A 13,883-nucleotide genomic window follows, 5' to 3' on the forward strand; every position below is an offset into this window, starting at 1 on the left:
GGCCACTATCCTAAAACGCCATGCGAACCTCGGGCTAGAGATTTATCGAGCCGACAGATTGGTGGCCATGGTCTATCTTGAATCGTCACGAATCATTCATCTGGTCGTCATAAAAACAACATGGAAGTCAGAATGAACCCACTCAAGGTGTTGCTGACCGGTGCCTGTGGCCGCATCGGCAAGACGTTTTTCCAGGCGGCAAAACACCGCTACGATTTTGTCCTCGCCGACCGCCACCAACCGGACTTTGCCATCGGCGATCACCGCTTCATCCGCCTGGACATGGCCGACAAGGATGAATTGGCGACCCTGGTCGAGGGCATCGACGTGGTGGTGCACCTGGCGGGTATTCCTTTTGCGGATTCGTCCTTCGAGGAACTGCTGCCGAACAATATCCTGGCCACCACCTACCTGCTCGAGGCCGCCGCGCGCGCCCGGTGCAAGCGTGTGGTATTCGCCAGCAGCGCCCAGGCCATCGAGGGTTACCCGGTGGATCGACAGATCACCCCGGGGATGCCGGTGATGCCGGCCAATCTGTACGGGGTGAGTAAATGTTATGGCGAAGCGCTGTGTGCGTTCTATTCGGCCAAGCGCGGGTTATCGACCATTGTCTTGCGCGTCGGTGCCTTCGAGTTTCCCGATGATCATGACCTGCGCACCCGCCGCGACCTGAGTGCCTGGCTCAGCCCGCGCGACGCCGTGCAGTTGTTGCAGCGGGCGATCGAGGTCGAAGGCGTGCAGCACCTGGTGGCCCACGCCATCTCCAACAACCGCTTCAAACGCCTGGACCTGAGCGAAACCACCCAGGTACTGGGTTATCAACCGGTGGACGACGCTTTCCGCGAGTTCGGCCTGCCGCTTCACTGAAACCCGGAACCGCCCTGCCGGGAGCGGCAATCGATGCGGCAAGGCCTCTCCGCTTGCCACGGTGCTTTCGGCCATGATGTATCCGGAAGTCCTTGATAAGGCCGACTTTGTACCGACGGGCATACAAATTGCTGGCATCGGCCCTGTACTCACATTCAGGTGTTTATCCCATGTTGGTCAATGCCCGTAACAACCCGGTGATTCAACCCAGCCATCGTGCGGACCTGGATCCGACCACCGCCGCCGCCAGCGCGCTGTCCAGTGGCTTTATCCAGAATGCCCAGGCGGCCGCCACGGCCACCAGCGCACCCGGTACCCAGAACGCCGCGGACAAGATCGCCGACAACCTCAACGCGGCCTTCGCCAAGACCCGTGTGCACCTGCAGGCCGCGGTGCCGAATGTCGCGGCCCCGGCGACCCTGACCGCCACGGCGCCGACGACCCGCACGGCCCCCGCCGCCATCGCGAGCAACGACAGCAACGCGACGAAGGAATTCAAGGACTACATGAACAAGCCGGTGGCCCAGCGCATCCGCGAACAGCTCCTCAAGGAACAGGGCCTGACCGAGGACAGCCTGAAAAGCCTGTCGCCGGAAAAACAGAAAGGCATCGAGGACAAGATCGCCGAACGCCTCAAGCTGGAGTTCAATGCGAAGACCGCGGATAACCAGGCCAACCCTGTCGACCAGCAGGTGGCCGGCGCCTTCCTGGCCACGAAGTAACCCATCGGCGCCGGGACTGATGTCGTCCCGGCAAGCGTCAAATCAGCGCAACATCTCGAACAAGGCCCGCACCGCCGCCGAGCGCGCGCCCGCCGCTGACGGCAGCAAGCCGAAGCGGCGCTCGATCGTCGCCTCCAGGCGCAGTACCCGCAGGCCCCTGCGTTCGGCGGGCAGGGCCAGTTCGGGGACCAGCGTCACGCCGAGGTTTTCCCGCACCAGGGCATAGGCGCTGCTCCACTCGCGGACCTCGACGCGCACGTCCTGAAGCGACAGGCCGATTTCGGCGGCAATGCTCCGGGCGTTGACCGCGCAACCGCCGGTCGCCAGCACAAAGGGTTCGACGACCAGCTCGGCCAGGCTCACGCAGCCATCGACGCCCCTGGCGGCCAGCCGATGGCCCATCGGGACCACCGCGACCCAGGCATCGCGCCCCAACTCCAGGGCGCCACTGGCGATATCGGGGTTGAGCACCACGCCGACATCCACGGTGTCATTGGCGAGCATGGCCTGCACTTCATGGTCGCTGACCTCCAGGGCCACGACTTCGATACCGGGATGACGCTGGCGGAATTGACGCAGCAGCGGTGGCAGCAAGGTGCTCAGGACCATGGGAAAGCTCGCCAGGCGAATGCTGCCGCCGACCAGTCCTTTATCGCTGTCGACCTGCCGGCGGATGGTTTCCAGGGCGGTGAGCATTATCCGCGCCTGCTCGAGTACCTGCAGGCCGATGGCGGTAGGCAATGACTGGCGGGCGTGACGGGTGAACAGCTGGACGCCCAGGGTCTGCTCCATCGCCGCCAACGCCTGGCTGGCCGCCGATTGCGTCATGCCGACCTGTTCGGCGGCGCGGGTCAGGGTGCCGGTATCGAGCACCGCCACCAGCAGGCGCCAATGCAGCAGATTCATCATGACAGTAGCTGACCTTATGGCTGTTTTCTCAAGAATTAATTTTACCCAGGTCGATGGCAAGGATGACACTGCCGCTCGCCAAAGCCGTCAAGGCTGAACATGGTTCTTATTCAGGGAGTCCGATTGCCATGAAGCTGTACTACGTCCCACAAACCTGCTCGCTGTCACCGCATATCGTCCTGCGTGAACTCGGCCTGCCCTTCGAACTGGTGCGGGTCGACAACCAGCGCAAAGTCACCGAACACGGCGAAGACTTCCTCAAGATCAATCCCAAGGGCTACGTGGCCGCCCTCCAGCTGGAAGATGGCCGGGTGCTCACCGAAGGCACCGCCATCGTGCAGTTTCTCGCCGACCTCAAGCCCGAGGCCGGGCTGGCGCCGCTCAATGGCAGTTGGGAGCGCTCGCGCTTGCAGGAAGTGCTGAATTTCATTTCCGGCGAAGTGCATGGCGGGATGGGGCCGTTGTTCAACAGTGCGATACCGGACGAAGTGAAAACGATTTTCCGGGAGAAGCTGTACAAGCGTTTCGCCCTGCTGAGCCGCACGCTGGAACAGCATGACTATCTGCTGGGCGAACACTTCGGCGTGGCCGATGCCTACCTGTTCACCGTGCTGCGCTGGACGGCCCTCCTTGGCCTGGATCTGGAGCCGTGGCCGGCGTTGCAGCGGTTCATGGCGCGAATCGACCAGCGCCCGGCGGTGATCGCCGCGCTGGCGGTGGAACTGGCGTAACACCCCGCCGCCCGCTACACCGCAGACAAGCCCGGCAGCCGGCCCAGACGCTTGAGCCTCACAGGCTGGTGCTCACACGCTGGGCCACCGTCGAGGGCACCCAGGCGTTCCAGACCTGCGGCTGCTCACGCAGGAAAGCTTCGGCGACCTGGCGCGGCGGCAGGCGTTTCTCGCCCATTTCGGCCAGGGTGCGGTTCAGCAGGTCGATGGGCAGGTCGACTTTTGCAAAGAACTCCACCAGTTCCGGGTACTGCGCCTTGAACGGCGCGGACACGCCGATCGCCAGGTGCGCCGGCATCGAACGGGTACCCCGCGGGTTCGGGTTGCTGGCGTCGGCCAGGGTCTTCCAGGCCTCGGCGTCGAACGGCGGCTCTTCCAGTTTCACCAGGTTGAAGCGGCCCAGCAGCGGGGTCGGCGACCAGTAGTAGAAGAGCACCGGCTTGCCGCGCCTGACCGAAGCCGTGACCTCCGCGTCCAACGCCGCGCCGGAGCCGGTGCGGAAGTTGACGAAGCTGTCGCTCAGGCCATAGGCCTTGAGTTTCTGGCTGTTGACGATCTCCGAGGTCCAGCCGCTGGGGCTGTTGAGGAAGCGTCCGCGGGACGGGTCTTCGGCGTCGCGGAACACGTCCTTGTAGCGTGGCAGGTCGGCCACCGACCTGAGGTCCGGCGCCAGTGGCTTGAGGCCGCGCGCCGGGTCGCCCTTGATCACGTATTCCGGCACCCACCAGCCTTCGGTGGCGCCCTTGACCGTGTCGCCGAGGCCGAACACCTTGCCTTCGTTTTCGGCCTTGACCCAGGCCGGGCTGCGTCCGGCCCATTCTTCGCCGATAACCTGGATATCGTTTTTTGCCAGGGCGGCTTCCAGGCTCACGGTGCTGCCGGGCAAGGTATCGGTGGAATAGCCGTAGCCTTTCTCGACGATCAGCCGCAGGACTTCGGTGATCAGGCTGCCGCTTTCCCAGGTGATGTCACCGAAGTGGATCGGAGCGTTCTTTTCGGCGGCGGGTGCGGGCTGGACCAACAGGCTCAGGGCCAGTAGGGAGCCGCCAAACAGGGTCTTGATGGATTTCATGTTCACCTCGTGGTGGTTGGGATTTCAGGTCGGGTCATTGCGTTCCACTGGGATTCATCCGGCCCATGGCCGTCAGAAGCTGTCACTCAGCCGGGGGCAACGGCCCTCCCTGCGGCGCCGCCGGTGACAGGTCGCGGTGTGGCCGGCCCGGACCATGTAGTCGCTGACCGAGCGCTGGGAAATGCCCAGCTCGGCGGCGATCTCGGGATAGGTCAGGCCGTTGACCCGGGACAGCAGGAAAGTGGCCTTGACCTTGTCCGGCAGGCCGTCGAGCAGGCTGTCGATGTTTTCCAGGGCTTCGAGCATCCGGGCCTGGTCTTCGGGAGATGGCCCTTCGGCGTCGGGGAGCTGTTGCAAGGCATCGAGGTGGGCGCGTTCCAGATCGCGGCGACGCCAGAGCTGGTAGATCAGGCGCTGGGCGATGGTGGTCAGCAGGGCCCGCGGCTGGCGGATCGGCCCGACGTCGGGGGCCATCAGCAGTTGGACGAAGGTGTCGGCGGCGATGTCTTCGGCGCTGGCGCTGGAGTCCAGGTGGCGGCGCAAACGGGTGCACAGCCATGGGTAATGACTACGGAACAATCCGCCCACGTAATCGCGGTGAGGTGTGTCGGCGCCGGACATAGTGGCTCCAATTCAAGAGGGATGCGCTGTATGTCCGGTGGTCCGGTGGCAGAATCCTACCAACACGACTTATTCTTTAATAATACTTAAAAACTATTTTTATATATCACTTGGCTATTTAATGGATTGACGCCGACCCTGTAGGAGCCGGCTTGCTGGCGATAGCGTCCGCAAGATCACTGCAAGACTCACTGGCCTCATCGCCAGCAAGCTGGCTCCTACAGGGATCGTGGCAGCGGCACGATGCAGCCATTTCTGTCGCCGCTAGCGCAAGTGAGCAAACCCCAGCGCCTGGGCCTGATCCCGATAATCCAGCAGGACCTGATAGTCCGCCTCGCTCGCCGGCAACACCTCGCTCAACCCCAGCGTGGCAACGACATCGGGAAGCTCGCGCAGCGCCTGGTTCATTGCCGCACGAATGCGCTCGATGTCCTCGACGCTCGACTCGACAGGGGTAATGTAAGGCAGGCACGGACTCAAGGCGCTGTGCGCCACCACCCTCAAGCCGGCCACCTCATGCGGCGCAAAACGCGCGAGATAGGCAAAGGTCACGCTGTCCACCGCCGCCAGGTCGGCCAGGTCCTCGCGCAACCAGCGCAGGCTTTCGCGGTGAGCACCGCTCTGCCCGACACTGGCGAAGAACCGACCGTCCCGGTGCAGGGGCGCCAGACACCGGCGCAGCAGGTTCATCCCGCTGTTGGAGCCTTCGTCGTTGATCACCCCACGGCTGCCATGGAAATCTTCCAGCGTCCGACGCCCTTCCCGCTCACGGCTCAGCAACAGGCTGCAATGATCGCCGCCCGAAGCGTGCTCCAGTTCATAACGCGGACGTCCGATCAGCTTGACCTGCCCCCGCAAAAGGGTCATCAGCGGATAGCCGCAGGTCTGGGTGAACAACAACTGCGGGGACAGCCAGAGTTGCATCAGGTCCAGGCCCCGGGCCGAGCGACGGCTGACGCCGAGCCTTGCCACAATCCGTTCGATCCAGCGCTCGTTGGCCTCCTGCACTTCGTCGGGGGCAACGTACATCGGCAGTTCGGCATAACGATGAGTCATGAACCTTCCTCAGGCAAACGGATGCCGTGGGCTATCGACAACCTGCAGCGCATGTCGTCGCGCCAGCTCGCCATAGCCTTTTACCAGGTAGCCACCGCTACGCGCCAACCACGCCGCGCGCCGCGCGCGATAGACCCGTGGCAGGAAATACCAGGGCAGCTTCGGCAGGTCGTGGTGCACCAGGTGCAGGTTCAGGTTGAGGAACAGCCAGCGCCAGGGCCAGCCCGCTTCGTTGAGCACCGTGCGCTGGTGCGGCAAGGCACTCGGACGGTGTTCATAGAAAGACCGCAGCGCCCCCACCGACAGCGCCGGAACGCTGATCAGCAGCAGGTAATGCCAGGCCGGGATAATGCTGTAGTGAACGATGAACGCCAGCATCAGCAGGGTCAGCGTGCCGTGGGTCAGCCACATCAGCCAGGCCTGGCGGTCGCCGCGCCGCAGGCGCCGGCCTTCTTCCCTGGCCAGGCCGAACAGCGCCAGCGGCGCCCCCAGCAACAGGCGCCCCGGGACCGTCTTGTTCAAAAAGTGCACGCCGCGTTCCAGGGCTGAGCGGCGCTGCCAGTCCTGTTGGCCGAAGTAGCGGCTTTCCGGATCGACACCCGGCAAGGTCAGGTCCTCGTCGCGGTGATGCAACAGGTGGCTGTCGCGATACAGGGTGTAGGGGTACCAGACGGCGAACGGCGCATAGCCCATGAGCTTGTTCAGCCAGACGAAACGCGTCGGATGACCATGCAGCAGTTCATGCTGCACCGACATCCAGAGCGTGACGATGGGGATCAGCAAGACGGTGCTCGGCCACAGGCCCAGCCGGGGGCTGGCCAGCACCACGGCCAACCAGCCCAGGTAGACGCCGATCAGCAATAGCCAGGTTGGCCATTCGGTACGACCGGTGAAGGTTTGGTGCAACTGCAGGATTTCTTCGCGTTGAGCAATATCGAGGTAATTGGGCATCGTTCGGCTTCACACAGGTTCAGCCGATGGATAAACCCCGGCGTTCTCTCCTGATGTGCATTACCGAGGAAAAATCTTGCAGATCGATTGGTTATATCGTTGGAACCCTCAGTGACCGAAGACGTCCACCTTTTTCGCTCTCTTTGCCGCGCGCTTTTCATCGGCGCTCCTGATCGGCTTCTTCTTGGCGGCTTTCTTTGCATCCAGACTCTTGCTCATGATGAGTACTCCACGGTGGATGTAAATTAAGGTATAGACCCATCCGGCCACTTCGGCTCTTTATAATCCGGCGCCTGCCTCCTCCATCGACAAATCCCATGCCCAATCCCAACTACGAGCGACTCGCGCAACCCCTGCGACCACTACTGAACAAGTTCTACCGAGCGCACCATTCACCGATGCGCTCGGCCAGCGACGGGCAACTGTGGGTCGCGAGGCAAGGGGAAATCATCGGCGGGCTCTCGCTGACGCCTATCGCCCAGGGGCATTGGCTCACCGGGCTGTTCGTCGCCCCGCAATGGCGCGGCCAGGGGATCGCCGCGCAGTTGCTGCAACAGGCCCTCGGCGACTGCGACGGCCCGGTCTGGCTGTTCTGCCATCCCGACCTGCTCGGGTTCTATGAACGGTTGGGATTCCACGGCGCCCCGGCCCTGCCACAGCCACTGGCGGAGCGCCTGGCCCGCTACTCACGCAGCAAGCCGATGATCGCCCTGGGCATGGAACCGTTGTGATCGACCCCCCCTTTACCCATGACTCGAAGCCTGGACGGTCACTCGTCCGCCGGGGCCTGGTCGGGGAACAGCACGTCGGTGAAACCGAATTTACTGAAGTCGCTGATCCGCGACGGGTACAGACGCCCGATCAGGTGGTCGCATTCGTGCTGCACGACGCGGGCGTGGAAACTCTCCGCGGAGCGCACCAGCGGCGCGCCATTGGGCGTGAAGCCTTCGTAACGGATACGCGAGTAGCGCGGCACCATGCCACGCAGGCCCGGCACCGAGAGACAGCCTTCCCAGCCCTCTTCCAGCTCCGGCCCCAGGGGCGTGATCAGCGGGTTGATCAGGATGGTCTGCGGCACCGCCTCGGCATCCGGGTAGCGCTCGCTGTGCTCGAAACCGAAGATCACCAGCTGCAGGTCGACGCCGATCTGCGGCGCGGCCAACCCGACGCCACCGACATGCTCCATGGTCTGGAACATGTCGTCGATCAGGTCCCACAACGCCTTGCTGTTGAACATTTCCGGCGGCACCGGCGGGGCGACGCGCAACAGGCGCTCATCGCCCATTTTCAGGATTTCACGGATCATGATCAGGCTTCGTCAGTAGTCGGTTTGAGGGAGTGGTCCCGCCCCAGTCCGGAGATGGGCATTTTGTCGTCGTGCGCCTGGAGGTCCTTTTCGCCGGGATGCTTGCCTTCGGACGACATGTGATCGATCACCGCATTCATTTCCGCCCCCAGCAGCAGGACCGCCGCGGAGATATAGAAGTACAGCAGCAGCACGATGATCGCTCCGATACTGCCATACATTGCATTGTAGTCGGCGAAGGTTTTCACGTAGTAGCCGAAGCCCAGGGAGGCGACGATCCACACCACCACCGCCAGCACGGAGCCCGGAGAGATAAAGCGGAATTTGTGCTTCACATCCGGCATCGCGTAGTACATCAGGGCCACGGCGAACATCAGCAGCAGGACCACCACCGGCCAACGCAGCCAGGTCCAGAGGGTGACGACGTACTCCTCCATGCCGATCTGCCCCGCCAGCCAGCTCATTACCTGCGGCCCGAGCACCATCAGCGCGGCGGCGGCCAGCAGCATCACGGCGATGCCGACGGTATAGAAGACCGACAGCGGGAAGCGCTTCCAGATCGGCCGCCCCTCGACCACATCGTAGGCGGCGTTCATCGCGCTCATCATCAGGCGCACGCCGGCCGAGGCGGTCCACAGAGCAATGACGATACCCACCGAGAGCAGGCCGCCCTTGGATTGCTGCAACTGATCGATCACCGGGTTGACCTGGTCCAGCGCCTGGGGCGGCAATACCAGCGCCGACTGCAGGCGCAGCCAGGTGAAGAAGTCCGGCAGGTGGAGGAAACCGATCAGGGCGATCAGGAACAACAGGAAGGGAAACAGCGAAAACAGCATCTGGTAGGCCAGTGCCGAAGCATAGGTCGACATTTCGTCGGCGACGAATGCCGTGACCGTGCGCATCATCACGCGGTGCAGGGGCAGCTCGCGCAATTCGGGGAAAATCATAGCGTCTCCTTTCGCCGCAAATAAAGGTAGCGAGTCAAGGCGACTCAAAGGGCTTTCCTATAAAGGTCTTTCTATCGCAAAGCAACGCGGTTGGCGACCCTCAAAGCGTTTCTCGATCTCAAGCAGTGTAGCCGCCACGGGAAAACGGCCATCCGGGAATGGCTGCGGTATCCGTTGCCCTGAAGTTTCAGCACGGCTTTTCATCGAAGAACTCAGGTTTGCCTTTATGTTTGCCCGCCAACCCCTGAGAATGCGCGGCAGATTCAGGCTCTGGCGCTGAAGATCGATAACGGTAGGAAAGTCATGAAACTCGATAAAAAGCAGGCCATCGCCCGCCGGAACCAGGAACTGGGCGGCGCGGTGCTGGGCGTCAACAACTGTCATTTCACCGAACTGAACCGTAACAAGAACATCTGGTGGTTCGATATCCCGGTGGCTCGCCTGGCGATCGGGCAATACGAATGGGTGCATCTGTTGCTGTACACGCCGAGCACCGACCAGTTGTTGCACCTGAAGGTGACGACGCAGTTCCTGCGCGAGAAGATGGAAGGCCTGGTGGTGCGCAACGCCGGCAAACGCCGACCGACCCTGAGCCTGGAGCTGAGCGCCGACAAGGACTCGTTCCTCAAGGACGTGCGGCCGGCGGGTACCGGCGTGGGGTTCGCGCAGTTCCAACAGTAAGTTTGTGGCGAGCGGGCAAGCCCGCTCGCCACAGGTTCGGCGCAAACCAGCCCTTTATGAACGACAAAGCCCCGCAATGCGGGGCTTTGTCGTTTCAGGGGATCAGGCCGTCTTTTTCAGGCCCAGCTTCTTGAGCTCGGCATCGCGCAGCTCGCGGCGCAGGATCTTGCCGACGTTGGTGGTCGGCAGCGCATCGCGGAACTCGACGTACCTGGGCACCTTGTAGCCGGTGACATTGGCGCGCATGTGCTCCATCACCTGGTCCTTGGTCAGGGTCACGCCCGGCTTGGCCACGATGAAGATCTTGATGACCTCCCCGGACTTCTCGTCCGGCACGCCGATGGCCGCGCATTGCAGCACGCCCGGCAAGGTCGCCAGCACGTCCTCCAGCTCGTTCGGATAAACGTTGAAGCCCGACACCAGGATCATGTCCTTCTTGCGGTCGACGATACGCATGTAGCCGTCCGGCTGGATCACCGCGATATCGCCAGTCTTCAACCAACCTTCGCTGTCGAGGATCTCGTCGGTGGCGTCCTGGCGCTGCCAGTAGCCCTTCATCACCTGCGGCCCCTTGACGCATAACTCGCCGACTTCGCCCAGGGCCTGTTCTTCCCCGGCATCGTTGACCACCTTGCACAGGGTCGAGGGCACCGGAATGCCGATCGTGCCGGCCTGGATGTTCTGGCTCGGGTTCACCGACGCCACCGGGCTGGTTTCGGTCATGCCGTAACCTTCGCAGATCGAACAGCCGGTCACCGCCTTCCAGCGTTCGGACGCTGCCAGTTGCAGGGCCATGCCGCCGGACAAGGTGACCTTGAGCGCGGAGAAGTCCAGCTTGCGGAAGGCCTCGTTGTTGCACAGCGCCACGAACAGCGTGTTCAGGCCGACAAAGGCGCTGAACTTCCACTTCGCCAGCTCCTTGACCATCGACGACAGGTCACGCGGGTTGCTGATCAGGATGTTGTGGTTGCCGCTCAGCATCATCGCCATGCAATGAAAGGTGAACGCATAGATGTGGTACAGCGGCAGCGGGGTGATAATGATCTCGCCACCTTCATTGAGGTCCGAGCCCATCAGCGCCCTGCACTGCAGCATATTCGCCACCAGGTTGCGGTGGGTCAGCATCGCGCCCTTGGCCACGCCCGTGGTGCCGCCGGTGTATTGCAGCACGGCGACGTCGCCGCTGGCCGGATTGGCTTCCTTGACCGGCTGGCCACGGCCCTTGCTCAGCACATCGTTGAACTTGACGGCCTTGGGCAGGTGATAGGCCGGGACCATTTTCTTCACGTACTTGATGACACTGTTGATCAGCAGACGCTTGAGCGGCGGCAACAGGTCGGCGACTTCGGTGACGATCACGTGCTTGACGCCGGTCTTGGGCACCACGGCCTCGGCCAGGTGCGCCATGTTCGCCAGGCACACCAGGGCCTTGGCACCGGAGTCGTTGAACTGGTGTTCCATTTCCCGCGCGGTGTACAGCGGGTTCGTATTGACCACGATCAGCCCGGCGCGAATGGCACCGAATACGGCGACGGGATATTGCAGCACGTTGGGCAACTGCACAGCGATGCGATCGCCCGGCTGCAGGTCGGTGTTCTGTTGCAGGTAAGCGGCAAAAGCACCCGACAGTTCGTACAGCTCACCGTAGGTGAGTGTCTTGCCGAGGTTACTGAAGGCCGGCTTGCTGGCGAATCGTTGGCAAGACTGTTTCAATACCGTCTGAACATTCGGGTACTCGTCAGGATTGATCTCGGCAGCAATCCCAGCCGGGTACTTATCCTTCCAAAAGTCTTCGATCATGGAAGCCTACTCCTCAGCAACGCGAATTCAGTACCGCATTTGATGCGATTATTATTTATCTGTGTTTTTTATGGGGTGAGTCCGGCTTTTATCGATGCCGAGAAGTCACAAAGCGCGCCGAGAGTAGCAGCTTTGCCGAGGGTCGCCTAGAGCCAAATGTGGCCCTTACGGTCATAAATATGACTCAATAAACGCCAATAGTCACTTTTAGAGCAAAAATTCTATTTTCTTGAATTCCGCTCTAGATCGGCTGTTTCAGGCCAAAAAAGCTTCGCGGGCAAGCCCTGCTCCCCTATAGATTCCTGAGGGAGCGGAGCTTGTCGGAACGCCGCACCGCCGCGAAGAGGCCTTCAGCGGCGCCACATCAGGTCCGGCCTAGGCGATATCGCGCAACTCCCGCCGCAGGATCTTGCCTACCGGCGTCATCGGCAACGAATCGCGCAGCACGATGTGCTTGGGCACCTTGTAGCCGGTAAAGTTTTCCTTGCAGTAGGCCTTCAGCTCTTCGAGGCTGACCCCCGAATCCCGCGCCACCACGAACAACTTCACCGCCTCGCCGGACCGCTCGTCCGGTACACCGATGACCGCGCAATTGGCGACCTTCGGATGGGCCATCACCACATCTTCGATTTCATTGGGATACACGTTGAAACCGGAGACGATGATCATGTCCTTCTTGCGATCGACGATGCGCACGAAGCCGTCCGGATCGATCACCGCGACATCGCCGGTCTTGAACCAGCCCTCGGCGTCCAGCACCTGTTCGGTGGCCTCCGGCTGCTGCCAGTAGCCCTTCATGACCTGCGGCCCCTTGATGCACAGCTCGCCGCGCTCGCCCAACGGCTGCTCGACCCCATTGTCGTCGATGACCTTCAAGGCGGTGCCGGGCACCGGAAGGCCGACCGTGCCCAGCCGGCCCTTGTCGCCATAGGGGTTGGTGCAGGCGATCGGCGAGGTTTCGGTCAGCCCGTAGCCTTCGGTGATGCGACAGCCGGTGAGCTGCTGCCAGCGTTCGGCGGTGGCCTTGACCAGCGCGGTACCACCGGAGTTGGTGAGTTTCAGGCTGGAAAAATCCAGGGTCTTGAAATCCGGATGCTCCATCAAGGCCACGAACAGGGTGTTGAGCCCCAGCAGCGCGGAAAAGCGCCAGTTCTTCAGCTCCTTGATAAAGCCACCGATGTCCCGCGGATTGCTGATCAGCACGTTGTGGTTGCCGGTGACCATCATGCACATGCAGTTCGCGGTGAAGGCATAGATGTGGTACAGCGGCAGCGGCGCGATCATCACCTCCTGGCCTTCCCTGAGCAGCGGCTGGCCGTCGGGCCCCGGCTGGGACAGGCAGCAGCGGGCCTGCTGCATGTTCGCCACCAGGTTGCCGTGGGTCAGCATCGCGCCCTTGGCCAGGCCGGTGGTGCCGCCGGTGTATTGCAACACCGCGATATCCTCGAGGCCGACGCTCAATGGCCGGATGCCGTGCCCCCGGCCCAGGCGCAGGGCGCTCTTGAACGAGGCCGCCTGGGGCAGGTCGTAGGCCGGGACCAGCTTCTTCACCTTGTCCACCACCAGGTTGGTCAGCCAGCCCTTGGCGGCGGGCATCAGGTCGCCCATCTTCGCTTCGATCAGGTACTCGATCTTCGTATCGGGCAGCACTTCCTGCACCCGCTGGCCGAACAGGTTCAGGTACACCAGCGCGCGGGCGCCGGAATCCTTGAACTGATGGCGCATCTCGCGAACGGTGTACAGCGGATTGGTGTTGACCACGATCAGCCCCGCGCGCAGCGCCCCGAACACGGCAATCGGATAATGCAGGACGTTGGGCAACTGCACCGCGATCCGATCGCCCGGTTGCAGCTCGGTGTGGTTTTGCAGGTAACCGGCGAAGGCCGCGCTGTAGCGCTCGAGTTCGGCGTAGGTCAGGGTCACGCCCATGTTGCTGAAGGCCGGACGGTCGGCGAACTTCTTGCAGGAGCGCTCGAACACCTCGATCACCGACTTGTAGGCGCCCCGGTCGATATCCAGGGGGACGCCGGTGGGGCGTTTGTCATTCCAGAAATCAGGTTGCATTGTTTTTGTCCTCTTACCTGAGCCTCTGCGGGGCCGCCTGCGCGCCAAGGCGAAAAAAGCGGTGCTTAGCGGACGTTAGCAGCTAACGCGGATCAGGCAAATATGCCAAACACTGTCATCAACATCATGAATCTAGCTGCCAATGCGCAGCAGGGT

At 62.4% G+C, this 13,883-nt stretch carries 14 protein-coding genes; 5 read left to right on the forward strand and 9 right to left on the reverse strand.

Annotated features, from left to right (window positions below):
* The first annotated feature begins 132 nt into the window (after positions 1 to 132).
* Together UCMB321_RS20435 and UCMB321_RS20440 are read left to right on the forward strand one after the other, a co-directional pair.
* Positions 133 to 867 (forward strand): NAD-dependent epimerase/dehydratase family protein, encoded by a 735-nt coding sequence (locus tag UCMB321_RS20435; protein WP_040070243.1) that lies wholly within the window; start codon positions 133 to 135, stop codon positions 865 to 867.
* Between the two features lie 170 nt (positions 868 to 1,037).
* A complete protein-coding gene (locus UCMB321_RS20440) occupies positions 1,038 to 1,589 on the forward strand; it encodes a hypothetical protein (protein ID WP_040070244.1) in 552 nt (183 codons plus the stop codon).
* A gap of 42 nt (positions 1,590 to 1,631) precedes the next feature.
* Here the strand turns inward: UCMB321_RS20440 and UCMB321_RS20445 are convergent, their stop codons facing one another.
* Positions 1,632 to 2,498: a LysR family transcriptional regulator gene (locus tag UCMB321_RS20445; RefSeq protein ID WP_040070245.1), complete on the reverse strand. Its 867-nt coding sequence runs from the start codon at positions 2,496 to 2,498 to the stop codon at positions 1,632 to 1,634.
* Positions 2,499 to 2,626: 128 nt separating this feature from the next.
* Between UCMB321_RS20445 and gstA the strand changes: the two genes are divergently transcribed.
* Positions 2,627 to 3,229, forward strand: a complete 603-nt coding sequence (gene gstA / locus UCMB321_RS20450) for a glutathione transferase GstA (protein ID WP_040070246.1) — start codon at positions 2,627 to 2,629, stop codon at positions 3,227 to 3,229.
* A 58-nt stretch (positions 3,230 to 3,287) separates the two neighbouring features.
* On the opposite strand, the gene UCMB321_RS20455 is transcribed toward gstA, so the two are convergent.
* The 4 genes from UCMB321_RS20455 to UCMB321_RS20470 form a co-directional block, all read right to left on the reverse strand.
* The gene (locus tag UCMB321_RS20455; RefSeq protein WP_040070247.1) at positions 3,288 to 4,301 is read right to left on the reverse strand and encodes an ABC transporter substrate-binding protein; all 1,014 of its coding nucleotides are present in this window, start codon (positions 4,299 to 4,301) and stop codon (positions 3,288 to 3,290) included.
* A gap of 72 nt (positions 4,302 to 4,373) precedes the next feature.
* Positions 4,374 to 4,922, reverse strand: coding sequence for a sigma-70 family RNA polymerase sigma factor (locus UCMB321_RS20460; RefSeq protein WP_052451326.1), 549 nt, complete (start codon positions 4,920 to 4,922; stop codon positions 4,374 to 4,376).
* A gap of 264 nt (positions 4,923 to 5,186) precedes the next feature.
* Positions 5,187 to 5,978 (reverse strand): phosphate/phosphite/phosphonate ABC transporter substrate-binding protein, encoded by a 792-nt coding sequence (locus UCMB321_RS20465; protein WP_040070248.1) that lies wholly within the window; start codon positions 5,976 to 5,978, stop codon positions 5,187 to 5,189.
* Between the two features lie 9 nt (positions 5,979 to 5,987).
* On the reverse strand, positions 5,988 to 6,929 hold the full coding sequence (locus tag UCMB321_RS20470) for a fatty acid desaturase (RefSeq protein ID WP_040070249.1): 942 nt from the start codon (positions 6,927 to 6,929) through the stop codon (positions 5,988 to 5,990).
* Between the two features lie 317 nt (positions 6,930 to 7,246).
* Here UCMB321_RS20470 and UCMB321_RS20475 point away from each other — a divergent pair, with 317 nt between their 5' ends.
* A complete protein-coding gene (locus tag UCMB321_RS20475; RefSeq protein ID WP_040070250.1) occupies positions 7,247 to 7,660 on the forward strand; it encodes a GNAT family N-acetyltransferase in 414 nt (137 codons plus the stop codon).
* A 38-nt stretch (positions 7,661 to 7,698) separates the two neighbouring features.
* Here UCMB321_RS20475 and def read toward each other — a convergent pair whose 3' ends face one another.
* Positions 7,699 to 8,235: a peptide deformylase gene (gene def / locus UCMB321_RS20480; protein WP_040070251.1), complete on the reverse strand. Its 537-nt coding sequence runs from the start codon at positions 8,233 to 8,235 to the stop codon at positions 7,699 to 7,701.
* 2 nt (positions 8,236 to 8,237) lie between these two features.
* Positions 8,238 to 9,182: a YihY/virulence factor BrkB family protein gene (locus tag UCMB321_RS20485; protein ID WP_040070252.1), complete on the reverse strand. Its 945-nt coding sequence runs from the start codon at positions 9,180 to 9,182 to the stop codon at positions 8,238 to 8,240.
* A 303-nt stretch (positions 9,183 to 9,485) separates the two neighbouring features.
* On the opposite strand from UCMB321_RS20485, the gene UCMB321_RS20490 reads away from it, so the two are divergent.
* Entirely contained in the window at positions 9,486 to 9,863 is a 378-nt protein-coding gene (locus tag UCMB321_RS20490; RefSeq protein WP_040070253.1) for a hypothetical protein, read from the forward strand.
* A 102-nt stretch (positions 9,864 to 9,965) separates the two neighbouring features.
* Here UCMB321_RS20490 and fadD1 read toward each other — a convergent pair whose 3' ends face one another.
* Together fadD1 and fadD2 are read right to left on the reverse strand one after the other, a co-directional pair.
* Entirely contained in the window at positions 9,966 to 11,663 is a 1,698-nt protein-coding gene (gene fadD1, locus UCMB321_RS20495; protein WP_040070254.1) for a long-chain-fatty-acid--CoA ligase FadD1, read from the reverse strand.
* 375 nt (positions 11,664 to 12,038) lie between these two features.
* Entirely contained in the window at positions 12,039 to 13,727 is a 1,689-nt protein-coding gene (fadD2, locus tag UCMB321_RS20500) for a long-chain-fatty-acid--CoA ligase FadD2 (protein WP_040070255.1), read from the reverse strand.
* Positions 13,728 to 13,883: the final 156 nt, after the last annotated feature.

It is taken from the genome of Pseudomonas batumici, from assembly GCF_000820515.1.
Taxonomy (GTDB): domain Bacteria; phylum Pseudomonadota; class Gammaproteobacteria; order Pseudomonadales; family Pseudomonadaceae; genus Aquipseudomonas; species Aquipseudomonas batumici.

Bases quoted from the DNA above. Each gene is read 5' to 3' on its own strand.
- UCMB321_RS20460 (WP_052451326.1), bottom strand. From the start codon at position 4,922: ATGTCCGGCGCCGACACACCTCACCGCGATTACGTGGGCGGATTGTTC.
- UCMB321_RS20485 (WP_040070252.1), bottom strand. From the start codon at position 9,182: ATGATTTTCCCCGAATTGCGCGAGCTGCCCCTGCACCGCGTGATGATG.
- UCMB321_RS20490 (WP_040070253.1), top strand. From the start codon at position 9,486: ATGAAACTCGATAAAAAGCAGGCCATCGCCCGCCGGAACCAGGAACTG.
- UCMB321_RS20470 (WP_040070249.1), bottom strand. From the start codon at position 6,929: ATGCCCAATTACCTCGATATTGCTCAACGCGAAGAAATCCTGCAGTTG.
- gstA (WP_040070246.1), top strand. From the start codon at position 2,627: ATGAAGCTGTACTACGTCCCACAAACCTGCTCGCTGTCACCGCATATC.
- UCMB321_RS20475 (WP_040070250.1), top strand. From the start codon at position 7,247: ATGCCCAATCCCAACTACGAGCGACTCGCGCAACCCCTGCGACCACTA.
- UCMB321_RS20465 (WP_040070248.1), bottom strand. From the start codon at position 5,978: ATGACTCATCGTTATGCCGAACTGCCGATGTACGTTGCCCCCGACGAA.
- UCMB321_RS20435 (WP_040070243.1), top strand. From the start codon at position 133: ATGAACCCACTCAAGGTGTTGCTGACCGGTGCCTGTGGCCGCATCGGC.
- fadD2 (WP_040070255.1), bottom strand. From the start codon at position 13,727: ATGCAACCTGATTTCTGGAATGACAAACGCCCCACCGGCGTCCCCCTG.
- UCMB321_RS20440 (WP_040070244.1), top strand. From the start codon at position 1,038: ATGTTGGTCAATGCCCGTAACAACCCGGTGATTCAACCCAGCCATCGT.
- UCMB321_RS20455 (WP_040070247.1), bottom strand. From the start codon at position 4,301: ATGAAATCCATCAAGACCCTGTTTGGCGGCTCCCTACTGGCCCTGAGC.
- fadD1 (WP_040070254.1), bottom strand. From the start codon at position 11,663: ATGATCGAAGACTTTTGGAAGGATAAGTACCCGGCTGGGATTGCTGCC.
- def (WP_040070251.1), bottom strand. From the start codon at position 8,235: ATGATCCGTGAAATCCTGAAAATGGGCGATGAGCGCCTGTTGCGCGTC.
- UCMB321_RS20445 (WP_040070245.1), bottom strand. From the start codon at position 2,498: ATGATGAATCTGCTGCATTGGCGCCTGCTGGTGGCGGTGCTCGATACC.